This is a genomic window from Variovorax sp. 01T439_2, from assembly GCF_056398445.1.
The window spans coordinates 1-22,984 of the sequence record NZ_JBFTPJ010000013.1 but is presented as its reverse complement, the minus strand read 5'-3'; the positions used below and the strand labels follow the sequence as shown (position 1 = coordinate 22,984).

The following is a 22,984-nucleotide window of genomic DNA, read 5'->3' as shown; positions in this document are numbered from 1 at the left end:
CATCCGCTACTACGAGTCGATCGTCGCGCGCATGGGCCGCGACAACGCGGACCGCTTCCTGCGCCTGTACACCGCGCCCGGCGTCGATCACGTGGGCAGCGGTGCGCCGGCCAACGTCGACATGCTCGGCGCGCTGGCCGACTGGGTCGAGCGCGGCCGTGCGCCCAGCGGGCTGCAGCTGGTCGAGCAGGAAGTGCCGCCGCCGTTCAAGGCCGTGCGTGCGCGCCCGCTGTGCGAATGGCCGCTGTGGCCGCGCTACACCGGCGGCGATGTGTCGCAGGCCGCCAGTTTTCAGTGCAGCAGGTAGCGCGGCGGGGCTGAACGGCTTCTCAGACTGCGCAGCTGTCGGGCCCGCATGAGGTCGGGCCGGCGCCCGCCGCCGTGGCCGGCGAGGGCAGCACGAGCCCGGCGAGCTGCGCCTTCCATTCTTCGGTACGGCCGAGCCAGGGACCGATCTCGATCCGGCCCTCGCTGCCGTCGGCCTGCGCCAGCACGAAGGTCGGAAAGCCCTGGCCGCCCGCGCGCTGCAGCAGCTGGCGGCTTGCGGCGATGTGCCGGGAGGTCGCTTCGCCGCCAAGGCGCGAGAAGGCCGATGCGAAGGCGCCTGCATCGAAGCCGAGCTCCGTTGCCAGCGCCGTGAGCACGTCCGCATCGGCCACGCGCCGGCCTTCGACATAGTGCGCGCGCTGCAGCCGATGGATCATGTCGAGGCCGCCGCCTTCGCGCAGCGCCTCGGCCGCGAGCACCGCGGTGGTCGGCGGCTCGGAGTCCATCACCGCGCCGGTGTCGCGCAGCAGGCCGTCGAAGTAGGCTTCGCCGAAGGGCTGGCCCGTGAGCTCGGCAATGCGGCGGTCGTGCGGCATCACGTAGTCGCGCCATTGCGGCGTGATCGCACGCCGATTGGCGCCGGTCATCATGCCGCCGCCGTGGAACGCGACCTTGAGGCCCGGCACGCCGCGCGCCGCCTCGACCAGCGGCGCAGCCGCATAGCACCAGCCGCACATCGGATCGAAGATGTAGTGCAGCGTGGCGCCTGCTGCCGATGGGTTGTCGTTCACTGCGGCCACTTCATTTCTCCCTTGATGACCTTGGCGCCCAGTTCGAGCGACGAGGCGCCTTCGAGCTTCGGGTAGCGCTTCTTCATCGCGGCAATGAGCGCGGCCGAGTCCGCGGCCTTCTTCGCCTCGGTCTCGAAGGCCTGCAGGTAGCTGCGCGTGAACTTCACCGAGGCGAGCGCGTAGGGCGCACTGCCGTCCGCATTCGGAAGGTAGTGGCCGGGCACCACGGTCTTCGGGCGCAGCGCCTCGATGCGGCCGAGGGTCTTGATCCAGTCGCGGCGCGAGGCGGGCGTCTGCGTGTCGGCCACCCACACATGGATGTTGGCCGAGACCGGAATGCCGCCGACCACCGCCTTGAGCGAGGGGATCCATGCAAAGGTGCGTTCGGGCGTGGGGCCGTCGAGGCCGACGACATGGATCTTGCGGCCTTCGAGCGTGATGCTGTCGCCGGCCAGCGGCTCGGGCACGACCAGCGCCTTGGGCGCGTTGTCCTTCAGGATCGGGCCCCAGTGCGCGAGCTTGCCGTCCTTGGAGGCCTGGATGGCTGCCACGGTCTGCGGCGTGGCGACGATCCTTGCGTCGGGGAACGCGGCCTGGATCACGTCGAGGCCGAAGTAGTAGTCGGGGTCGCTGTGGCTGATGTAGACCGTGGTCAGCTTCTTGCCGCTGGCCTTGATCTTCTGCACCAGCGCCTCGGCGTCGTTACGCTGGAACTGCGCGTCGATCAGCACGGCATCGGCCTGGCCCATGACCAGTTCGGAAGACACCGGGAACATCGACTTGGCGCCGGGGTTGTACACCTCCAGCTTGAGCGGCTCGGCGGCATGGGCCGCCAGGGCAGCGAACGACAGGGCGGCGCCGAGCGCGGCGGCGGAGAGAAGGGTTCTGCGGAACATTCGGGTCTTTCGGTGGAGTGGCGTTGGCGGGATGGCAGCGCGGACAGCCCGAATGTTAGGTTTCGTGAATGGAAACAAAAACCCTGTATTTGCCAATGAATAGTTTCGCATTTCGAACGAATCACCCAGCGACCTCGCGCTCGGTCGCGCACCGTTCGAGATGCGCCACCAGCAGTTGCGCCGACGGCGAGAGCGCCGCTTCGTCGCGAAAGCAGATCGCGAATCGGCGGCGCGCCCAGGCATCGGCGAGCGGCATCAGCCGCAGCCCGTAGGTGTCGGTGAAGGGCCGCGCCACCTCGGCCGGCACCACGCTGATCGCGAGCCCGGCCCGCACCACGCGCAGGGCGGCATCGAAGTTGGACACCAGCACGCGGTACACCAGCGGCTTGCCCGCCACCGCCGCTTCGCGCGCGAGCATCAGCTGCACGGCGCTCAGCGCGGGCATGCCGACGAATTCATGGCCGAGCACGTCCTCGAAGCGCACCTGGCCGTGGCGCGCCGCCGGATGCGAGGGGTGCGCGACGATCGCGAGGTGGTCGGTGCGGTAGTCGCGCCGCTGCAGGCCCTCGAGGTCGGCCGCGTCYCAGCACAGGCCGATCGAGGCGCTGCCCTCGCGGATGCCGCGCACGATCTCGGGGCTGACGCGCTCTTCCATGTCGACGCGGATGTTGCGGTGCGCGGGGTTCTGCAGGAAGTTCGCCACGTCCTCGGCCAGCGATTCGGCCAGCGCCGAGGCCGAGGCCAGGATGCGCACATGCCCGCGCGCGCCGCCTGCATAGGCGGCCATGTCGCGCTCGATGCGGTGGGCGCTGCCGAGCATCGCGCGCGCATGCTCGAGCAGCGTTTCGCCGGCGGGCGTGGGCACCACGCCGCGGCGCTTGCGCAGCAGCAGCGGCGTGCCGACGGCGTCCTCGAGCTGGGCCAGGCGCTTGCTGATGGCCGAGCCGACGATGCTGGCCTGCTCGCCCGCACGCGCGATGCTGCGGGTCTCGCAGACGGCGACGAAGAGGCGGAGCGTGGTGAGGTCGAGGTCTCTCATGATGTTCCGTTCTGGAATCGAATGGCTTCCAAAATATACCTTCTGGATTAAATCGGAACTTCTAAGATCGACGCCGACCCTCACGACGGAGACCAGTTTTGATTCATGCCTTCCTGCCGCCCAGCGCGGACGTTCGCGAAGTGGGGCTGCGCGACGGCCTGCAGAGCATCGCCAGAACCCTGCCCACCGCCCAGAAGCTCGAATGGATCCGCGCTGCACACGCCGCCGGCCAGCGCGAGATCGAAGTCGGCTCCTTCGTGCCCGCGCGCCTGCTGCCGCAACTGGCCGACACGGCCGAGCTGCTGGCCTTTGCAAAGACGCTGCCCGGGCTCGTCGCCTCGGTGCTGGTGCCCAACCTGCGCGGCGCCGAACTGGCCATTGCCGGCGAGGCCGATCTCATGATGGTGCCGCTGTCCGCCAGCCACGCCCACAGCCTTGCCAACCTGCGCAAGACGCCCGACGAAGTGGTGGCCGAGGTCGCGCGCATCCGCGCCGCGCGCGACGCCGCGGGCTCCAGGACCTTGATCGAGGGCGGCGTGGGCACTGCGTTCGGCTGCACGATCCAGGGCCATGTGGACTCCGGCGAGGTGCTGCGGCTGATGCAGGCGCTGCTCGATGCGGGCGCCGACCGCGTGAGCTTGGCGGACACCGTCGGCTATGCCGATCCCGCGATGGTCCGCAGCCTGTTCGAGCGCGCGCAGCGCATCGCGGGCGAGCGCCTGTGGTGCGGCCATTTCCACGACACGCGCGGCCTGGGGCTCGCCAACGTCTAYGCCGCACTGGAAGTCGGCATCGCGCGTTTCGACGCCTGCCTGGCCGGCATCGGCGGCTGCCCGCATGCGCCCGGTGCCAGCGGCAACGTCGACACCGAAGACCTCGTCTTCATGCTCGAAAGCATGGGCGTTGCAACCGGCGTCGACCTGCCGAAGCTGCTCGGCCTGCGCCAGCGCGTGGCCGGCTGGCTCGAAGGCGAGACGCTGCAGGGCACGGTGTGGCGCGCGGGTTTCCCGAAGACCTTCGCAGCAACCGCGGGAGCCACCGCATGAGCGCGGCCGACGAAGAAAAGCGCCTGCCGCTCACGGGCATCCGCGTGGTCGAGTTCACGCACATGGTCATGGGCCCGACCTGCGGCATGGTGCTGGCCGACCTCGGCGCCGAGGTCATCAAGGTCGAGCCGATCGAGGGCGACCGCACGCGGCACCTGCTGGGCGCGGGCGCCGGTTTCTTCCCGATGTTCAACCGCAACAAGAAGAGCATCGCGCTCGACCTGCGCCACCCGCAGGGCCTGGAAGCGGCGCTGCGCCTGTGCGCCACCGCCGACGTGGTGGCGCAGAACTTCAGGCCCGRCACCATGGACAAGTACGGCCTCGGCTACACCGCGCTCGGCAAGCTCAACCCGCGCCTGGTGTACGTCAACCACACGGGCTTCCTGCCCGGCCCCTACGAGCACCGCACGGCCCTCGACGAAGTGGTGCAGATGATGGGCGGCCTGGCCTACATGACGGGCCGCCCCGGCGACCCGCTGCGCGCGGGCAGCAGCGTGAACGACATCATGGGCGGCATGTTCGGCGCGATCGGCGCCATGGCGGCGCTGATGCAGCGCGCGCAGACCGGCAAGGGGCAGGAGGTGCAGTCGGCGCTGTTCGAGAACAACGTGTTCCTGGTCGGCCAGCACATGCTGCAGTACGCGATCACCGGGCAGGCCGCGGCGCCGATGCCCCAGCGCATCTCGGCCTGGGCGCTGTACGACGTGTTCACCGTGAAGGACGGCGAGCAGATCTTCCTGGCCGCGGTGAGCGACGCGCAATGGACCGTGTTCTGCGACGCGCTGGGCTTCGACGACCTGAAGGCCGACCCGGCGCTGCGCACCAACAACGACAGGGTCCGCCTGCGGCCCACGCTGCTCGCGGACCTGCGCCAGCGCCTGGCCGACCGCCCGGCCGCCGAACTGTCGGCGATCTTCGAGGCGCGCGGCCTGCCGTTCGCGCCCATCGTGCGGCCCGAGGACCTCTACGAGGATCCGCACCTGAAGGCGACCGGCGGCCTCGCCGACATCCGCCTGCCCGACGGCGAGCGCGCCGGCCAGACCGCGCAGACCACGCTGTTCCCGATCACGCTCGGCGGCGAGCGCCTGGGCGTGCGCCTGGACCCGCCGACGCTCGGCGAGCACACGCGCGAGCTGCTCGCCGAGCTCGGCTACGGCGATGCGCAGGTGGCCGCGATGCAGGCCGAATCGGCCGTCGCCTGAACGCCTTTTCCAAAAAACATAAAGAGAGACAAAGACCATGCACACGATCCTTCCTCCGATGACCCGCCGCGCCGTCCTGGGCTTCGGCACCTGCGCTGCTGCGCTGGTGGCGTGCCCCGCGATCGCACAGGGCTCCGACAAGCCCGTCCGCTTCATCCTGCCGATCAGCGCCGGCTCGGGCGTGGACGCCATCGCGCGCGCGGCTTCGGTTGCACTCGGCAAGGCCTTCGGCCAGCCGGTGGTGATCGAGAACCTGCCCGGCGCGGGCGGCATCACCGGCACCTCGGCCGTCGTCAAGGCCGCGCCCGACGGGCTCACGCTCGGCATGGTGTCGAACAACCACGTCATCAATCCCGCCGTGTACAAGAAGATGCCCTTCGACGCGCTCGGCGACGTCACGCCGATCAGCGTGGTGGGCGCGACGCCGCTGGTGCTGGTGGTCAATTCCAAGCTGCCCGCGAAGAACGTGAAAGAACTGGTGGCGCTGCTGCGCGCCCGGCCCGAGAGCTACAACTACGCCTCGTCGGGCAACGGCACCATCATCCACCTGGCCGGCGAGATGTTCATGGAAGAGGCCGGCGTGAAGGCGCGCCACATTCCCTACAAGGGCACCGGCCCGATGGTCACCGACATGATCGCGGGCCAGGTCGAGATGGGCGTGGTGGCGCTGCCCGCGGTGCAGCCGCACCTCAAGAGCCGGCGCGCTATGCGGCGCTGGTGAAGAAGGCGAACGTGGTGCTGGAGTGAAGCACCGATTCAGGCAGCGCTCGTGAATTTGAGCCCGAGGATGCCCGCGACGATCAGGCCCACGCAGACGAGGCGCGCGGCGTTGGCGGGCTCATGGAACAGCACGATGCCCAGGATCACCGTGCCCACGGCACCGATGCCGGTCCACACCGCGTAGGCCGTGCCCACGGGCAGCGAGCGCATCRCCCAGCCCAGCAGCACCACGCTGAGCACCATCGAGATCGCAGTGCCGACGGAAGGCCAGAACCTCGTGAATCCTTCGGTGTACTTGAGCCCGATGGCCCAGCCCATTTCGAGCAGCCCCGCCACCAGCAAAACGATCCACGCCATGCACGCTCCTTGAAAAGTTTCAGTTCTCCGGCCGCACGGCACGGTAGAGGGCGCGCACGAAATCCGACTGCGTGATCATGCCGGTGAGCCGCTTTTCATGGTCGATGATGGGGATATGGTGGTGGCCGCCCTCGGAGAACAGCGGCACCAGGTCGACCACCGGGCGGTCCGCGCTGGCCACGCGCACCTGGCGCGTCATGATCTGGCCCACCACCTCCGGCTTGTTCGACACCACGGTGCGCGTGGCGCGGATCAGGTCGCGCAGGCGGCCGGCAATGCCTTCGTGGTGCTCCAGGTCGAGCTGGCGGAAGAAGTCGGCCTGCGTCACGATGCCGACCACGCGGCGCGTGCGGTCGGTGACCGGCAGCGCCTTGATGCGGCGCTGGTTCATCAGCATCCAGGCCTCCTGCAGCGGCGTGCCGAACTCCACCGACACCGGGTCGCGCGACATGATGTCGCCGCAGTGCAGGGTGCCGAGCCGGCGCTTGTACGACTCGAGCTCGGTCTGCTGGATCAGCGATTCGAGGTCGTCGCGGCTGATGTCCAGCACCTGGTTGTAGCGCGCCAGCACCGCATCGATGTCGGCCTGGCTGAAGCGCGCATCGGTGCGCGGCGGCTGCGCGACCTGCACATGCGGATAGCGCCTGCCCGTGAGCGAGTTGTAGGCCACGCCCGCCAGCACCAGCAGCAGCGAATTGGTGAAGAACGGAAAGAGGGCGGACGAGAAGTGCGTGGTGTGCGTGAGCACCGCGAGCAGCGCCGCCGCGCCGCCCGGCGGATGCAGGCAGCGTGCGAAGAACATCACGCCGATGGCGGCGGCCACCGCCACCGCGGCGCTCAGCGCCGGGTCGGGGATCCAGCTCACGCTGGCGATGCCGACCATCGCCGACAGCGTGTTGCCGCCGATCACCGACCAGGGCTGCGCCAGCGGACTCGCGGGCACCGCGAACACCAGCACGGCGCTGGCCCCCAGCGGCGCGATCAGCCAGACGCTGCTGCCCAGCGGCTCGGCCAGCCAGCGGCACAGCACGGCCGTGACGAGCAGGCCGATGGCGGCCCCGCAGACCGCGCGCAGCCTCTCGCGCATGTCGACGGTGGTGCGGCCCGGCAACCAGGCGCGCGCGTAGGTCAGGAACGGGGAGGTCCGCATGCGGGTATCGCTCTTTCAGGTTTCGTTGGCGAGGCTTCGTCCGATCTCGGGCCAGCGGCCGTGCAGCCAGACCCAGGCGACCAGGCCGATGCCCAGCATCAGCATGGAGGTGACGGCAAGCGCCAGTGTGGAATGCATCACCAGCGGCGCGATCGCGCCGGCCACCAGGCCGTTGGCGGTCGAGCCGATCACGGCCTGCAGCGACGAGGCCATGCCGCGGCGCTCGGGGTGCAGGTCGAGCACCAGCAGCGTGACCACCGGCACCATCAGCGCCCAGCCGAAGGCGAACACCGCCAGCGGCCACAGCGCCCATGCCACGTGCGCATCGAAGAAAAAATTGGCCGCCACGTTGACCACCGAGGTGACCAGCATGATCAGGAAGCCGTCGCGGATCTGCCGCTTGGGCGTCACCTTGCCCGCCATGCGGCCGCTGGCGCGCGCGCCCAGCATGATGCCGCCGATGGTCAGCAGGAAGAACCAGAAGAACTGCTGCGGCTGCAGCGAGAGGTGGTCGCCCAGGAAGGCGGGCGCGGCCAGCACGTAGAGGAACATGCCGTTGAACGGCACGCCGCTCGCGAGCGCGAGCAGCAGGAAGCGCGGATCGGAACACAGGTCCCAGTAGCCGCGCAGCAGGTGCCGCACGTGGAAGGACTGGCGCTGGCTCTGGTGCAGCGTCTCGGGCAGCAGCTTGTAGTTGGCCGCGAACAGAACCACGCCGACCGCCACCAGGAACCAGAACACCGCGTGCCAGCCCGCATGCACGAACAGGAAGCCGCCGATGATCGGCGCAATGGCCGGCGCCACCCCGAAGTAGATCGTCACCTGGCTCATCACGCGCTGCGCCTCGGCCGGCGGGAACATGTCGCGGATCACGGCGCGCGACACCACGATGCCCGCGCCGGTCGACAGGCCCTGCAGCCCGCGGAACAGCACCAGCTGCGCGATGTTCTGCGACAGCGCGCAGCCCAGCGAGGCGAGCGTGAACACCGCGAGCCCCCACAGCACCACCGGCCGCCGGCCAAAGCTGTCCGACAGCGCGCCATGGAACAGGTTCATGAAGGCAAAGCCGAACAGGTAGGCCGAARGTGTCTGCTGCATCTCGGCCGGCGTGGCGCCGATGGAGCGCGCAATGCCAGAGAAGGCCGGGATGTAGGTGTCGATGGAGAAGGGGCCCAGCATGCCCAGCACCGCGAGCAGCACGGCCAGTGCCCAGCGCGGGGCCTGCCAGAGTTTGTCTGCATCGGGATTCATGGCAATTGCTCCATTCTTCTTGTTTGCGTTGCACAAAAGAGAGCGCCCGCCGCCCGTATGACGGGGCGCTGCGGGCGCTTGTGGCTTCAGGGAACCCGGATTACAGAGTATCGATGAAGCTGCGCAGTTTGTCCGAACGCGAGGGATGCTTGAGCTTGCGCAGGGCCTTCGCCTCGATCTGGCGGATGCGCTCGCGCGTCACGTCGAACTGCTTGCCGACTTCTTCCAGCGTGTGGTCCGTCGACATCTCGATGCCGAAGCGCATGCGCAGCACCTTGGCTTCGCGCGGCGTGAGGCTGTCGAGGATGTCCTTGACCACGTCGCGCAGGCCCGCCTGCATCGCGGCCTCGATCGGGGCCGTGTTGCTGCTGTCCTCGATGAAGTCGCCCAGGTGCGAATCGTCGTCGTCGCCGATGGGGGTTTCCATCGAGATCGGCTCCTTCGCGATCTTCATGATCTTGCGGATCTTGTCTTCCGGGATCTCCATCTTGGCAGCCAGGATGCCGGCGTCGGGCTCGAAGCCGAACTCCTGCAGATGCTGGCGCGAGATGCGGTTCATCTTGTTGATCGTCTCGATCATGTGCACCGGGATGCGGATGGTGCGCGCCTGGTCCGCGATCGAGCGCGTGATGGCCTGGCGGATCCACCACGTGGCGTAGGTCGAGAACTTGTARCCGCGGCGRTATTCGAAYTTGTCGACCGCCTTCATCAGGCCGATGTTGCCTTCCTGGATCAGGTCCAGGAACTGCAGGCCGCGGTTGGTGTACTTCTTGGCGATGGAGATCACGAGGCGCAGGTTGGCCTCGATCATTTCCTTCTTGGCATCGCGCGAGGACGATTCGCCCTCGTTCATGCGCTTGTTGATTTCCTTGAGCTGGGTGAGCGGCACCACCACGCGCGACTGGATGTCGGCGAGCTTCTGCTGCAGTTCCTGCACCGGCGGAATGTTGCGCGCGAGCACGGCGCTCCAGGGCTTGCCGGCCGCGGCCTGCTTCTCGACCCACTTCTGGTTCAGCAGGTTCGAGGGCACGCGGTTGCCGTTCTTGTCGTAGCCCGAGAAATCGCGGATGAACTCGTCCTGCGGGAAGCCGCACTTGTCCACGATGATGCGGCGCAGCTCGCGCTCCTTCTTGCGCACGTCGTCCACCTGCGTGCGAACCAGGTCGCACAGCTTCTCGATGGTCTTGGCCGTGAAGCGGATGGTCATGAGCTCGTCCGACAGGGCCTGCTGGGCCTTCTCGTACGCGGGCGTGCCGTAGCCTTCCTTGTCGTAGATCTTGTGGACCTTCTCGAACATCGAGGCAATGCGGTCGAAGCGCTCGAGCGCATCGCGCTTGAGTTCCTCGAGCTTCTTGGTGAGGGCCTTGGAGCCGCCCTTGCCGTCGTCGTCGTCTTCCTCGTCGAACTCGTCGAAGTCTTCCTCGGCCACGTAGTCGTCGGCTTCGTTGGGGTTCGAGAAGCCGTCCACCACGGTGGAGATGACGACCTTGCCTTCACGGATGTCGGCGGCCAGGCGCAGGATCTCGGCGATGGTGGCGGGGGAGGCCGAGATGGCTTCCATCATGGCCATCAGGCCGCCTTCGATGCGCTTGGCGATTTCGATTTCGCCTTCGCGCGTGAGCAGCTCGACCGTGCCCATTTCGCGCATGTACATGCGCACCGGGTCGGTCGTGCGGCCGAATTCGCTGTCCACCGTGGACAGGGCCGCTTCGGCTTCTTCCTCGGCTTCTTCCACCGTGGTGGCGGTGGGCGCGGTGTTGTTCAGCAGCAGGGTCTCGGCGTCGGGCGTTTGCTCGTACACCGCCACGCCCATGTCGTTGAGCATGGTGACCACGACTTCCATGGTCTCGGCGTCGACCAGCTTGTCGGGCAGGTGGTCGGAGATTTCGCCGTGCGTGAGGTAGCCGCGGGTCTTGCCGAGCGTGATCAGCGTCTTCAGGCGCGAGCGGCGCTTGGCCAGGTCTTCCTCGGAGAGCACGGTCTCGTCCAGGCCGAACTCCTTCATCAAGGCGCGTTCCTTCGCCTTGCTGATCTTCATGCGCAGCGGCTTGACCTTTTCCTCGGTGGTCGTGGCGGTTGCGGGCTCGTCGCCGGCCAGGTCTTCCTCGATGTCCGACAGGTCGACGTCGCTTTCGGGCGCTTCGTTGCCGGCCTTGGGCTTGCGGCCGCGCTTGGCGCCGGTGGCGGGCGCGGCAGCGCCGGCGGCCTTGGGCGGGCGGCCTACTTTCTTGGCGGCGGGGGCGGCAACTGCCTTGGCGGCAGCTTTTTTCGGATCGTCGATGGAGGTCGATTTCGTGGGCACGGTTTTCACTTTCGTTGCGGCTGCCGATTTGGAAGCGGCGGCACCCGACTTAGTTGCCGGCATAACGCCAGCTTTCAACGGTTTTTCTGCGACAGACTTCGCGGCGGCGCTTTTGGCGAGTGAAGGAGCAGGCTTCTTTGAACTGGGCATACGACCTCGTTACAGCAAGATGGACCAAGCGGAATCACAGGCGCACCGCCACACGGCAGCGCCACCACGGTCCGGGCACAGGCACGGACGGAACAATTGGGAAAGAGGAAGAAATTCCTCGTCAGGCAAGATGTCGGGCGAACATTTGGTGTGCAGTCCTTGCGGTTATTGACCCTTTCCGACGGATTCTTTCCGTGGGAGTGCGTTGCGCTAGGGGTCGGCCCGGAGGTGCTGCTGTCGCTCTTGCCTAATTTCGCCAGTTGCGAAGCCTTACATTATAGCCTATTGCGCAAATTTCAAGCAGTTTCTGCACCGCGCGGGTTCAATCGGTTGCGCAATTCGAGCCGCCTGGCCTCCAGCGCCTTGTAGCGTTCGAGCGCCTTCGGGTCCTTTCCGACCGCGGCAATGGCCTCGCTCTGCTGGGCCTTGAGCCGGTCGTCGAGCATGAAGTCGAGCACGCTCGCGAGCTCCTTGGCGGCATCGGCCAGGTGCTGCTCTTCCTCGCCCTCGGGGACCGGGGCGCTCTCGGAAACGCTCATGAGGCGCTCGGCCAGCGCCTCGAAATCGAGCCCGCGCATGCCTTCGCGGAGCGCCGCCCACGGCTGCACGCCGTGCTCGTGCAGCTGGCTGTCGAGCCAGGTGAAAAGCGCCCCGTGCGGGCCCGGCAGGTCGCACAGCATCACGTGGAGCTCGTGCGACAGCGCGTCCCACTGCGCCATGTTCGACAGCAGCAGCCGCGCCGCCACGTCCGGCCGGCTCGGCGGCTTGCCCCGGCCGCGCAGCGGCTCGATCGGCGCCTCGAATTTGCCGCCCCAGCGCTTGCCCTTGGTGAATTTGCGCGGCTTGCTATCGCTTTCATAGCGCGGCGGCTCGTATTCGGCCGGCGGGGGCATGTCGGGGTAGTCGCTCTCGTGGCCCGCGTCGCCCTGGCGCTGGGCTGGCGCCGCAGCCGGCCTGCGCGGGCCCGGCGTGGAGGCCCAGAGCTCGGAGAGCGCCGCCGCGTCGAGCTGCACCAGCGCGGCGATCTCGCTCAGCAGCTGGCGCTTGAGCGCCCCGTCGGGCATGGCGCTCCAGAGCGGGCGCACATTGCTCGTCATGTGGGCGCGGCCCTCCGCGGTGGTCAGGTCGCAGCCTTCGCGCGCGGCCTCGAGCATGAAGCGCGACAGCGGCGTGGCTTCCTGGATGAAGCGCGCAAACGCATCGGCGCCGAATTCGCGGATGAAGCTGTCGGGGTCGTGCTCGGCCGGCAGGAACAGGAACTTGATGCTGCGCACGTCGGTGGCATAGGGCAGGGCGCCGTCGAGCGCCTTGCGCGCGGCGCGGCGGCCGGCGGCGTCGCCGTCGAAGCTGAACACCACCGATTCGGTGAACCGGAAGAGTTTTTGCACGTGCTCCGTGGTGCAGGCCGTGCCGAGCGTGGCCACGGCATTGGGAAAGCCGAGCTGGGCCAGCGCGACCACGTCCATGTAGCCCTCGGTCACCAGGGCGAAGCCGCGCTCGCGGAAGGCGGCGCGGGCCTCGTACAGTCCGTAGAGCTCGCGCCCCTTGCTGAACACGGGCGTCTCGGGCGAATTGAGGTACTTGGGCTTTTCGTCGCCGAGCACCCGGCCGCCGAAACCGATGCATTCGCCCTTCACGTTGCGGATCGGGAACATCACGCGGTCGCGGAAGCGGTCGTAGCGCTTGGCGTCTTCGGCGCCGTCTTCGGCGTTGACGATCACCAGGCCGCTTTCGGCCAGCAGCGGGTCGTCGTAGTCGGGAAACACGCTGGCAAGCGTGCGCCAGCCGGCGGGCGCATAGCCGATGCCGAACTGCCGGGCCACTTCGCCCGAGACGCCGCGGCCCTTCAAATATTCGATGGCGCCCGGTGCCTGCCGCAGGGCCTTGCGGTAGGCCTCGCCGGCTTTTTCGAGCACGTCGGTCAGCGTGGCCTGCTTCTGGCGCTGGCTGGCGGCGCGGGCGCGTTCCGCCGGAGAGGCGTCGTCCTCGGGCACCTGCAGGCCGTATTGGCCGGCAAGGTCGTGCACCGCCTCGACGAAGCCCATGCCCGCGTGTTCCATGAGAAAGCCGATGGCGTTGCCGTGGACCCCGCAGCCGAAGCAGTGATAGAACTGCTTGGTGGGGCTGACCGAGAAGGAGGGCGACTTCTCGCCGTGGAACGGGCACAGGCCCATGAAGTTGGCGCCGGCCTTCTTGAGCTGCACGTAGCGCCCGACGATTTCCACCACGTCGGCGCGCGCGATGAGTTCCTGGATGAATGAAGCGGGGATGGTCATGTAGGCGAAGAGCGGCAAATCATACGCAAGCCTTCGAACGCCCGCGCGCGAAGGCCATACTGCCCGCAGCTGGAACCCACGGATGAAGACGCCCCACCCATTGCACCACGTCGCGCCGCTGCTGCGCCATCCCCTGCGCTTCGTCTGGGATGCGCTCAAGGCTTTCCGCGCCAACCAGGGCTTGCTGCTCGCGGGCGCCGTGGCCTACTACGCGCTGCTTTCCATCGTGCCGCTCCTGATCGTGAGCGTGATCGCGATGTCCCACCTGATCGAGCAGGCCGAGCTGCTGCGCACCATCGGCCGGTACCTCGAATGGCTGCTGCCGGGGCAGTCGAAGGCGATCGTGGCGGAGCTGTCGAACTTCCTCCAGCACCGCGACGTGATGGGGCCGGTGCTGTTCGTGACCATGATCTTCTTCAGCTCGCTGGCCTTCAGCGTGCTGGAGAGCGCCATGGCGGTGATCTTCCATCACCGCAAGGCGGACCACCGGCGCCATTTCCTGGTGTCGGCGGTCATGCCCTATCTCTACATCCTGTTCCTGTGCGTGGGGCTGCTGCTGGTCACGCTGGTGTCGGGCGCGCTGCAGCTGGTGGGCCAGGAGAGCGTCGACCTGTTCGGGCGCAACTGGTCGCTGTCGGGCGTCTCGGGCCTGCTGCTCTACCTCTTGGGGCTGGGCGGCGAGATCTTCATGCTGACCTCGCTCTACCTCGTGATGCCGGCCGGCCGCATGTCGCTGCGCCATGCGCTGCTGGGAGGCGTGACCGCCGCGCTGCTGTGGGAGGCCACGCGGCGCGTGCTGATCTGGTACTTTTCGACGCTGTCGCAGGTCAATGTGGTCTACGGCTCGCTCACCACGGCCATCGTGGTGCTGCTGAGCCTGGAGATCGCCGCCACGCTCGTGCTGCTGGGCGCCCAGGTGATCGCCCAGTACGAGCGGCTGGACCGCACCGGCAGCACGGCGGTGCCGCCGCTCACCGGGGCGGAAGCCGAATCGCTCCGTCGAGACGAATCACCTCGCCGTTGAGCATGTCGTTCTCGATGATGTGCTTGGCGAGCTTGGCGTAGTCCTCCGGCGTGCCCAGGCGGGATGGGAAGGGCACGCTGGCGGCCAGCGCGTCCTGCACCTCCTGCGGCATGCCGAAGAGCATGGGCGTGCCGAAGATGCCGGGCGCGATGGTCATGTTGCGGATGCCGTTGCGTGCCAGGTCGCGCGCGATCGGCAGGGTCATGCCGACCACGCCGCCCTTGGAGGCGCTGTAGGCGGCCTGGCCGATCTGGCCGTCGTAGGCCGCCACGGATGCGGTGGAAATCAGCACGCCGCGCTCGCCCGTGGCTTCGGGCTCGTTCCGGCTCATGGCGTCGGCCGCGAGGCGGATCATGTTGAAGCTGCCGATCAGGTTGACCGTGATGGTCTTGCTGAACACCGCCAGCGCATGCGGGCCGTTCTTGCCCACGGTCTTTTCGGCCGGCGCGATGCCCGCGCAGTTGACCAGGCCCACCAGCTTGCCGAGCTTCTGCGCCGCGGCCACCGCCGCCTGGCCGTCGGCCTCCTGGCTCACGTCGCACTTGACGAACACGCCGCCGATGTCCTTGGCGACGGCTTCACCCTTGTCGGCCTGCATGTCGGCGATCACCACCTTGCCGCCATTGGCAGCCAGCATGCGCGCCGTGCCTTCGCCGAGGCCCGAGGCGCCACCGGTCACGATAAAAACCTTGCCGTCGATCTGCATTGAGAGTCTCCTGAAATGAGACCGGCATTATCGAAGACGGCTGCGGGACAAAAAAAAGCCCCGTCCGAAGACGAGGCTTGAATTGGATCCGTGAGGACCCAAGGAGACAACTGGTGGTGGTCGGCAGCTTAGCGCTTGCGCGAGGTGGTCGCGGTCTTGGCGGCGGCAACGGCTTGCGTCGACACGGCGTTGAAGTTGGCTTCGGCAACGTCCGACGCTTGCTTGACGGCCTTCTGGACCGATTCGAAAGCGTTGTTGGCGGCAGCCACGGCGCTCTTCAGCACGGCAACGGCGGTTTCCGAGCCGGCGGGTGCATTCTTGGAAGCGCTGTCGACCAGGCCGACAAAGGTTTGCTGGGCTTCAGCAGCCTTGGCTTCGAAAGCCTTGGTGAACTCGGCGCCGGTGCCCTGGGCGATGTCATAGAGGTGACGGCTGTAGGCAGCGGTCTTTTCGGCCAGGGGCTGGAACAGGCTCGCTTGCAGCGTCAGCAGCTCTTGTGCGTCCTTGACGTTCAGGGCGGCTTGGGCGGTGCTCTGAGCTTCGCTCAGCGCAGCCTTGGAGGCGGTCACGTTCAGTTCGACGAGCTTCTCGACGCCTTCGAAGGCCTTGGTGGTCAGGCCGAACAGGGTTTCGAGGTTTGCTTTTTGGGCGGCGAGGATTTGGTCAGCGGTCAGGGCCATTTGGGAATCTCCGGTAAGGATGAAGGGTGGTCGGTTCACGTTGCGCTGCCTCGTCGTCCATGTTCTATGTTGCGGTGCAGCATGACCTCAAGTATAGGCAGCACAGCTTTGCGATCAAGGGGGTTTTGCTGCTTTGCAGCAATTTAGAACACACTTTCTAAATTCGCTCCGGCCTCCAGAATGCGGGCCATGCGCGCGTTCTATTCCGGCCAGTTCGTCCTGCCCCTGCCTCCGGGCCACCGCTTCCCGATGTCCCGCTATGCCCTGCTGCGAGACCGCCTGCTGGAGCACCTGCCGGCGGTGGACATGGACCAGGCCCCGCGTGCCACCGACGGCGAGCTGGCGCTGGCCCACACCCCGCAGTGGATTGCCGCCATCAGCGACGGCAGCGTGAGCCCGCAGGCCATGCGGGAGATCGGCTTCCCCTGGAGCGAGGCGATGGTCGAGCGCTCGCGCCGGTCCACCGGGGCGACCATCGCGGCCTGCCGCGCGGCGTTCGCGGGCGGCGTGGCGGCCAACATGGCGGGCGGCACGCACCACGCCTACGCCGACAAGGGCGGCGGATTCTGCGTCTTCAACGACGCCGCCGTGGCCGCGCGGCTGATGCAGGCGGAGCACGGCCGCGGCGGCCGGCAGCTCAAGGTCGCGGTGATCGACCTGGACGTGCACCAGGGCAACGGCACGGCCAGCATCTTCCGCAGCGACCCGAGCGTCTTCACGCTGTCGCTGCACGGGCAGAAGAACTTTCCGTTCCGCAAGGAGGCGAGCGACCTGGACGTCGAGCTGCCCGACGGCTGCGGCGATGCCGACTACCTCACCGCGCTCGAGCACGCGCTCGACGAACTGGAGCGGCGCTTCTCGCCGGGCCTGGTGATCTACCTGGCGGGCGCCGACCCCTTCGAGCGCGACCGGCGGGTGTTCGACTGGGCCTGGCAGCGCCGCATTCCGCTGGCCTTCGCGATGGCCGGCGGCTACGCGAGCGACATCGCCGAAACGGTGCAGGTGCAGCTGGGCACCTTCAGGGTGGCCTTCGACTATTGGCGCCGCTGGCAAAATGCCGCGCGATGAGCTCCGCCCCCAAACCCACGCCGCATTCCCGAAGCAGCTACCGCGCGTTCCGCAGCATTCCCACGCGCTGGGCCGACAACGACATGTACGGCCATGTCAACAACGTCGTCTACTACAGCTGGTTCGACACGGCGGTGAATGCGCTGCTGATCGAACGCGGCGCGCTCGACATCCATGAGGGGCAGACCATCGGCTTCGTGGTCGAGACGCAGTGCAACTATTTCGCCCCGATCGCCTTTCCCCAGACCGTGGAGGCCGGCATCCGCGTGGCCCAGGCCGGACGGTCGAGCGTGCGCTACGAGATCGCGCTCTTTGCGCAAGGCTCGGACAGCGCAGCCGCGCAGGGCCACTTCGTGCACGTGTATGTGGACCGGGCCACGCAGCGGCCGGTGCCGCTTCCCGAGGCGCTGCAGCGCGTGGTCGATTCGCTGAAGGCCTGATCACAAAAAAGCGCCCGAGGAGGGCGCCTTTTTTGCCGTGCGGACCGGGCCGCGGCTACATGGCCGTCTTCGTCTTCTTCATGGCCTTGATCTCGGCCTTGCCCTGGGCCTCGTCGGCCTTGGCCTGCTTCACGCAGGCAGCCTTGGCGTCGCCGGACTGGTCGTCGCATTTTTCCTTGGCGACTTCGTACGTGGCCTTGACCTTCTCCTCGGCCACCTTGCGGGCATGGGCGTCGCTCGGCTTGTATTGCTGTTCGAGTTCGGCCTTCGCCACGTCTTCCGTGCCCTTGGCTTCCTTCTGGCAGACGTCCTTCGCGTTGTCCTTCATCGCGTCGCACTGGGCCTTGGCGGACTTGTAGTCGGCTTCGATCTTTTCCTTGGCCGCCTTGTATTCGTCCTTGGTCATGGCGCCCGCCTGGGTGGCCATGAAGCAGGTGGATGCAAGAGCGAGCATGAGCAGGTGCTTTTTCATGGTGTTCTTCCTTTGCTGTTCAGAGAGGAATCGGGAGCTCAGTACTTCTCGTACCAGAGCGCTTCCGGCGTGCGGCCGTCGCGCGTTTCCCAGTCCCGGACCTGTTTTTCGGCCTCGTCGCGGCTGATGCCGTGGCGTTCCTGGATGCGGCCCAGCAGCTGGTCGCGCTTGCCGGCGATCACGTCGAAGTCATCGTCGGTCAACTTGCCCCATTGCTCCTTGACCTTGCCCTTGAGCTGTTTCCAGTTGCCTGCAATGGTGTCCTTGTTCATGCGAATCTCCTTGAAAAGATGGATTCGGCGAGCTCCCCGGCTGCCGTGAACGCACTGTCGCGGGGGCCATTCACCCTGGCGGTAGGACGCCCAGTGCTGGCGCCGTAGGCACAAGCCGACGGCGCCCGTGATAATCGAACGCACGCCGAAAAGCTTGGGACAACGCGCGCCGCACCATGATCATTCACAGCCTGCTCGACACCGACCTCTACAAGTTCACCATGATGCAGGTCGTGCTGCATCACTTCCCGGGCGCCCAGGTCGAGTACCGGTTCAAGTGCCGCAACCCCGGCATCGACCTGGCGCAGTTCGCGGGGCAGATCCGCGAAGAGGTGCGAAGCCTCTGCTCGCTGCAGTTCCGGGACGCCGAGCTGGCCTACCTGCGCTCGATGCGCTTCATCAAGAGCGACTTCGTCGACTTCCTGGGCCTGTTCCGGCTCAACGAAAAGTACATCTCCATCACGCCCCAGCCCTCGGGCGAGCTCGAGATCCGCATCAAGGGGCCGTGGCTGCACACCATCCTGTTCGAGATTCCGGTGCTGGCCATCGTGAACGAGGTCTACTTCCGCAACACGCAGAAGAAGCCCGACCTCGAGGAAGGCCGGCGGCGCCTGGAGACCAAGATCGGGCAGCTGCAGGATGCCGGCCTGTCGGACCTCAAGATTGCCGACTACGGCACGCGCCGCCGCTTTTCCAAGGACTGGCATGAAGAGGTGCTGCGCACGCTGACCGCCAGGCTCGGTGCCGTCACCTCGCCGCCGGCGCAGGCCGAGCCCAGTGCGCGGCTGCCCCAGCTCGCGGGCACCAGCAACGTGCTCTATGCGATGAAGCTCGGCCTGATTCCGCTCGGCACCATGGCGCACGAATACCTTCAGGCCTGCCAGGGGCTCGGCCCGCGGCTGCGCGACAGCCAGATCTTCGGCTTCGAGAGCTGGGCCCGCGAATACCGCGGCGACCTGGGCATTGCGCTGTCCGACGTCTACGGCATGAGCGCCTTCCTGCGCGACTTCGACCTGTACTTCTGCAAGCTGTTCGACGGTGCGCGCCATGACAGCGGCGATCCGTTCCAGTGGGGCGAGCGCATGCTGGCGCACTACATCGCCAACCGGGTCGATCCGCGCACCAAGACGCTGATCTTCAGCGACAGCCTCACGGTGCCGCGCACCGTCGAGCTCTACCAGCAGTTCCGCGGCCGCTGCCAGCTGGCGTTCGGCATCGGCACCAACCTCACCAACGACCTCGGCTACGAGCCGCTGCAGATCGTCATCAAGATGATCAACTGCAACGGCCAGCCGGTGGCCAAGCTGTCGGACACGCCTTCCAAGAACATGTGCGAGGACGAAAAATACCTGGCCTACCTGCGCCAGGTGTTCGAGATCGAGCAGCCGCCGGCCTGACGCGCGTCTGGTACGGTACGGCCCCGATGAAAAAAACAATCCGCCTTGCGGCAGCCGCAGCGCTGCCGATGATGTTCCCCGCGCTGGCCATGGCGGCCGAGCTCGACGGCAGCAAGCTGTCGGCGCTCTGGGGTGTTCCGTTCGCGGGCATCCTGCTGTCGATTGCGCTGATGCCGCTGCTGGCCCCGTCGGTCTGGCACCACCACTACGGCAAGATCTCCGCCGCCTGGGCGCTGGCGTTCCTGCTTCCCTTTGCCGCGATCCATGGCGCGCCGCTGGCCGGCTCCCAGTTCGTGCACGCGCTGGTGGAGGAATACATCCCCTTCATCATCCTGCTCACGGCGCTGTTCACGGTGGCGGGCGGCATCCACATCCGCGGCAACCTGCACGGCGCGCCCGGCCTCAACACGGCCATCCTTGCGATTGGCGCAGTGCTCGCGAGCCTCATGGGAACCACGGGCGCGTCGATGCTCTTGATTCGCCCGTTGATCCGCGCCAACGACAACCGCGTGAGCAAGGCGCACGTGGTGGTGTTCTTCATCTTCATCGTCTCGAATGCGGGCGGCTCGCTCACGCCGCTCGGCGACCCGCCGCTGTTCCTCGGCTTCCTGAAAGGCGTCGATTTCTTCTGGACGGCGCGCAACATCCTGCCCAACACGCTGTTCCTCGTCGGCATGCTGCTGGCGCTGTTCTACGTCATCGACCGCCACCTCTACCGCAAGGAAGGCGTGCTGCCATTCGACCCGACGCCGGACACCCGGCGCGTCGGCTTCGACGGCGCCGCCAACTTCTGGCTGCTGGGCGGAATCGTCTTCTTCGTGCTGCTTTCCGGCGTCTGGAAATCGCCCGTCGGCTTCGAGGTGTTCGGCACGCACGTCGGGCTGCCGGGGCTGGTGCGCGACGCCGGGCTCATCGCCATCACGCTCGTCTCGTTCAAGACCACCGCGGCCAAGGTGCATGCCGACAACCAGTTCGAATGGGGTCCGATGGCCGAGGTGGCCAAGCTGTTCGCGGGCATCTTCCTGACCATCATCCCGGTGATCGCGATGCTCAAGGCCGGCGCGCACGGGGCGTTCGCGCCCGTGATCGCAGCGGTGACGAGGCCCGACGGCCAGCCCGATCCGGCCATGTATTTCTGGGCCTCCGGCATCCTGAGCTCGTTCCTGGACAACGCGCCGACCTACCTCGTGTTCTTCAACACCGCAGGCGGCGATCCGGCCACGCTCATGACCACCTACGCCACCACGCTGGCCGCAGTTTCGGCCGGCTCCGTGTTCATGGGCGCCAACAGCTACATCGGCAACGCGCCCAACCTCATGGTCAAGGCCATTGCCGAAAGCCGCGGCGTGCGCATGCCGAGCTTCTTCGGATACATGGGCTGGTCCGTGGTCGTGCTGATTCCGCTGTTCGTCCTTTCCACCTTCATCTTCTTCCGTTGAGAGCAGACATCATGAGCAAGCCCAAGATCCTGGTCGCACGCGCGATCTTTCCCGAGACCATCGAGCGCCTCTCGCAGCATTTCGAGGTCGAGTCCAACCAGGCCGACGAGAGCTGGAGCAAGGAGCAGCTGATCGCCAGGCTGCAAGGCAAGCAGGGTGCGTTCACCACCGGCAGCGAGCGCATCGACACCGCGGTGCTCGACGCCTGCCCCGACCTGAAGATCTGCGCCAACATGGCCGTGGGCTACAACAACTTCGACGTCGACGCCATGGCCGCGCACGGCGTGCTCGGCACCAACGCACCCGACGTGCTCACCGAGACCACGGCCGACTTCGGCTTTGCGCTGCTCATGGCCACGGCCCGCCGCATCACCGAGAGCGAACACTTCCTGCGCGCGGGCAAGTGGCAGAAGTGGAGCTTCGACATGTTCGCGGGCTCCGACATCCACGGCGCCACGCTCGGCATCATCGGCATGGGCCGCATCGGGCAGGGCATTGCCAAGCGCGGCGCGCACGGCTTCGGCATGAAGGTGGTCTACCACAACCGCTCGCGGCTCGACGCGGCGCTGGAGGCCGAATGCAAGGCCAGCTACCTGAGCAAGGAAGAGCTGCTCAAGACGGCGGACCACGTGGTGCTGGTGGTGCCGTACTCGCCGGCGTCGCACCACACCATCGGCGCGGCCGAGATCGCGCTGATGAAGCYGACCGCCACGCTGGTGAACATCGCGCGCGGCGGCATCGTCGACGACGCGGCGCTGGCCGTGGCGCTGCGTGAGAAGCGCATTGCCGCGGCGGGGCTCGACGTGTTCGAGGGCGAACCCAAGGTCCACCCCGACCTGCTGACCGTGCCCAACGTGGTGCTGACGCCGCACATCGCGAGCGCCACCGTGCCCACGCGCCGCGCCATGGCCGATCTCGCGGCCGACAACCTCATCGCCTGGTTCGGCGGCAAGGGGGCACTGACGCCCGTCACGCCCGTTCCGCCCGCTGCCAAGTAAATAAACACGGACCCTCATCGCCACCTTGGACACTTCCCTGATTCTTCTTCTGCTGGCCGCCCTTGCGGTGGTCCAGCTGGTGCTCGCGGTCTGGCTGCTGGCACGCCGCCAGCCGGCGCCCGACCACAGCGAACTGCTCTCCGTGCTGTCCGCCATGGGCACCGCCAACGAACGCACCGAGCGCGAACTGCGCCACGAGATCGGCGAAAGCTCGCGCGGCGCGCGGCAGGAGACCGCGCAGGCCTTCGCCACCTTCCAGCAGGCGCTGGTGCAGCAGGGCGCCGAAGCCACCCGCACGCAGAACGCCCAGCTCGATGCCTTCTCGCTGCAGCTCGCCTCGCTGCAGAAAACCCTGGCCGACACGCTCAACACCCAGCTCCAGGGCCTGAGCGAATCCAATGCGCGCCGCCTGTCGGAAGTGCGCGCGACCATGGAAGCGCAGCTCGCGCAGCTGCAGCAGAGCAACACCGCCAAGCTCGACGAGATGCGCAAGACCGTCGACGAGAAGCTGCAGAGCACGCTCGAAGCCCGCCTCGGCGAGAGCTTCAAGCAGGTGGCCGACCGGCTCGAGCAGGTGCACAAGGGCCTGGGCGAGATGCAGACGCTGGCCGTCGGCGTCGGCAGCCTGCAGCGCGTGCTGACCAACGTGAAGACGCGCGGCGTGTTCGGCGAGGTGCAGCTCGAGGCGCTGCTCGAGCAGGTGCTCACGCCCGAGCAGTACGCCAAGCAGATCGAGACCAAGCCGCGCAGCGGCCAGCGCGTGGACTTCGCGATCCGCTTCCCTGGCCGCGGCGACGACGGCGCCCCGGTGTGGCTGCCGATCGACGCCAAGTTTCCGCGCGACGACTACGAGCGCCTGATCGATGCGCACGAGCGCGCCGACGCGCCCGGCGCCGAGCTCGCGGCCAAGGCGCTCGAGGCGCGCATCCGCGTGGAGGCCCGCTCGATCGCCGAGAACTACCTGGCGGCGCCGCACACCACCGACTTCGCCATTCTTTTCCTGCCGGTCGAAAGCCTCTATGCCGAGGTGCTGCGCCGCCC

The 22,984-nt window shown here is 67.4% G+C and carries 21 protein-coding genes and 2 pseudogenes; 11 read left to right on the top strand and 12 right to left on the bottom strand.

All coding sequences use genetic code 11. The features are described 5' to 3' along the window. A partial coding sequence (locus tag AC1DOC_RS01300) for a tannase/feruloyl esterase family alpha/beta hydrolase (protein ID WP_478129311.1) occupies positions 1-307 on the top strand: 307 nt, incomplete at its 5' end. Between the two features lie 22 nt (positions 308-329). Here AC1DOC_RS01300 and AC1DOC_RS01295 read toward each other — a convergent pair. The 3 genes and pseudogenes from AC1DOC_RS01295 to AC1DOC_RS01285 all read right to left on the bottom strand — a co-directional run bounded on the left by AC1DOC_RS01295 (position 330) and on the right by AC1DOC_RS01285 (position 2,993). Continuing rightward, entirely contained in the window at positions 330-1,067 is a 738-nt protein-coding gene (locus AC1DOC_RS01295) for a DsbA family protein (RefSeq protein ID WP_012746895.1), read from the bottom strand. Further along, positions 1,061-1,954 (bottom strand): annotated as a pseudogene (locus AC1DOC_RS01290) (MBL fold metallo-hydrolase); the annotation flags it as partial. The pseudogene AC1DOC_RS01290 and the gene AC1DOC_RS01295, both read right to left, overlap by 7 nt. Positions 1,955-2,075: 121 nt before the next feature. Further along, positions 2,076-2,993 carry a LysR family transcriptional regulator gene (locus AC1DOC_RS01285; RefSeq protein WP_478129310.1) on the bottom strand — a complete coding sequence of 306 codons (918 nt, stop codon included), beginning with the start codon at positions 2,991-2,993 and terminating at the stop codon, positions 2,076-2,078. Positions 2,994-3,091: 98 nt separating this feature from the next. On the opposite strand from AC1DOC_RS01285, the gene AC1DOC_RS01280 reads away from it, so the two are divergent. The 3 genes and pseudogenes from AC1DOC_RS01280 to AC1DOC_RS01270 all read left to right on the top strand — a co-directional run. Then, on the top strand, positions 3,092-4,039 hold the full coding sequence (locus AC1DOC_RS01280) for a hydroxymethylglutaryl-CoA lyase (protein WP_018903033.1): 948 nt from the start codon (positions 3,092-3,094) through the stop codon (positions 4,037-4,039). Continuing rightward, a complete protein-coding gene (locus AC1DOC_RS01275; protein WP_478129309.1) occupies positions 4,036-5,241 on the top strand; it encodes a CaiB/BaiF CoA transferase family protein in 1,206 nt (401 codons plus the stop codon). The genes AC1DOC_RS01280 and AC1DOC_RS01275 overlap by 4 nt, the downstream gene beginning before the upstream one ends. Before the next feature lie 58 nt (positions 5,242-5,299). Next, positions 5,300-5,938 (top strand): annotated as a pseudogene (locus AC1DOC_RS01270) (Bug family tripartite tricarboxylate transporter substrate binding protein); the annotation flags it as partial. Between the two features lie 59 nt (positions 5,939-5,997). Here AC1DOC_RS01270 and sugE read toward each other — a convergent pair. The 5 genes from sugE to dnaG all read right to left on the bottom strand — a co-directional run bounded on the left by sugE (position 5,998) and on the right by dnaG (position 13,447). Next, positions 5,998-6,318: a quaternary ammonium compound efflux SMR transporter SugE gene (gene sugE, locus AC1DOC_RS01265; RefSeq protein ID WP_478129308.1), complete on the bottom strand. Its 321-nt coding sequence runs from the start codon at positions 6,316-6,318 to the stop codon at positions 5,998-6,000. A 19-nt stretch (positions 6,319-6,337) separates the two neighbouring features. Further along, a complete protein-coding gene (locus AC1DOC_RS01260) occupies positions 6,338-7,468 on the bottom strand; it encodes an HPP family protein (RefSeq protein ID WP_012746902.1) in 1,131 nt (376 codons plus the stop codon). A 15-nt stretch (positions 7,469-7,483) separates the two neighbouring features. Next, a complete protein-coding gene (locus tag AC1DOC_RS01255) occupies positions 7,484-8,719 on the bottom strand; it encodes a multidrug effflux MFS transporter (RefSeq protein WP_478129307.1) in 1,236 nt (411 codons plus the stop codon). 100 nt (positions 8,720-8,819) lie between these two features. Beyond that, complete coding sequence (rpoD, locus tag AC1DOC_RS01250) at positions 8,820-11,171, bottom strand: RNA polymerase sigma factor RpoD (protein ID WP_026283816.1); 2,352 nt, start codon at positions 11,169-11,171, stop codon at positions 8,820-8,822. 296 nt (positions 11,172-11,467) lie between these two features. Next, positions 11,468-13,447 carry a DNA primase gene (gene dnaG / locus AC1DOC_RS01245; protein WP_012746905.1) on the bottom strand — a complete coding sequence of 660 codons (1,980 nt, stop codon included), beginning with the start codon at positions 13,445-13,447 and terminating at the stop codon, positions 11,468-11,470. Between the two features lie 82 nt (positions 13,448-13,529). Between dnaG and AC1DOC_RS01240 the strand changes: the two genes are divergently transcribed. Then, positions 13,530-14,471, top strand: a complete 942-nt coding sequence (locus tag AC1DOC_RS01240) for a YihY/virulence factor BrkB family protein (protein ID WP_012746906.1) — start codon at positions 13,530-13,532, stop codon at positions 14,469-14,471. Here the strand turns inward: AC1DOC_RS01240 and AC1DOC_RS01235 are convergent. After that, a complete protein-coding gene (locus AC1DOC_RS01235; protein WP_012746907.1) occupies positions 14,419-15,177 on the bottom strand; it encodes a 3-hydroxyacyl-CoA dehydrogenase in 759 nt (252 codons plus the stop codon). The two genes, AC1DOC_RS01240 and AC1DOC_RS01235, sit on opposite strands and share 53 nt — an antisense overlap. A gap of 128 nt (positions 15,178-15,305) precedes the next feature. After that, entirely contained in the window at positions 15,306-15,857 is a 552-nt protein-coding gene (locus AC1DOC_RS01230; protein ID WP_012746908.1) for a phasin family protein, read from the bottom strand. A gap of 189 nt (positions 15,858-16,046) precedes the next feature. Here AC1DOC_RS01230 and AC1DOC_RS01225 point away from each other — a divergent pair, with 189 nt between their 5' ends. Both AC1DOC_RS01225 and AC1DOC_RS01220 read left to right on the top strand, forming a co-directional pair. After that, a complete protein-coding gene (locus AC1DOC_RS01225) occupies positions 16,047-16,925 on the top strand; it encodes a histone deacetylase family protein (RefSeq protein WP_478129306.1) in 879 nt (292 codons plus the stop codon). Continuing rightward, positions 16,922-17,365, top strand: coding sequence for an acyl-CoA thioesterase (locus AC1DOC_RS01220; protein WP_027730546.1), 444 nt, complete (start codon positions 16,922-16,924; stop codon positions 17,363-17,365). The genes AC1DOC_RS01225 and AC1DOC_RS01220 overlap by 4 nt, the downstream gene beginning before the upstream one ends. A 55-nt stretch (positions 17,366-17,420) precedes the next feature. Here AC1DOC_RS01220 and AC1DOC_RS01215 read toward each other — a convergent pair whose 3' ends face one another. Next, positions 17,421-17,837 (bottom strand): hypothetical protein, encoded by a 417-nt coding sequence (locus AC1DOC_RS01215; protein ID WP_012746912.1) that lies wholly within the window; start codon positions 17,835-17,837, stop codon positions 17,421-17,423. A gap of 38 nt (positions 17,838-17,875) precedes the next feature. Further along, positions 17,876-18,109, bottom strand: coding sequence for a CsbD family protein (locus tag AC1DOC_RS01210; RefSeq protein WP_012746913.1), 234 nt, complete (start codon positions 18,107-18,109; stop codon positions 17,876-17,878). A gap of 176 nt (positions 18,110-18,285) precedes the next feature. On the opposite strand from AC1DOC_RS01210, the gene pncB reads away from it, so the two are divergent. The 4 genes from pncB to AC1DOC_RS01190 form a co-directional block, all read left to right on the top strand. After that, on the top strand, positions 18,286-19,506 hold the full coding sequence (gene pncB, locus AC1DOC_RS01205) for a nicotinate phosphoribosyltransferase (protein WP_478083218.1): 1,221 nt from the start codon (positions 18,286-18,288) through the stop codon (positions 19,504-19,506). Between the two features lie 26 nt (positions 19,507-19,532). After that, entirely contained in the window at positions 19,533-20,945 is a 1,413-nt protein-coding gene (locus AC1DOC_RS01200; RefSeq protein ID WP_369664335.1) for a sodium:proton antiporter, read from the top strand. Between the two features lie 11 nt (positions 20,946-20,956). Continuing rightward, complete coding sequence (locus AC1DOC_RS01195; RefSeq protein WP_478129305.1) at positions 20,957-21,943, top strand: 2-hydroxyacid dehydrogenase; 987 nt, start codon at positions 20,957-20,959, stop codon at positions 21,941-21,943. Positions 21,944-21,968: 25 nt separating this feature from the next. Next, positions 21,969-22,984 (top strand): DNA recombination protein RmuC (locus AC1DOC_RS01190; protein WP_478129304.1); only part of this gene is annotated, 1,016 nt, incomplete at its 3' end.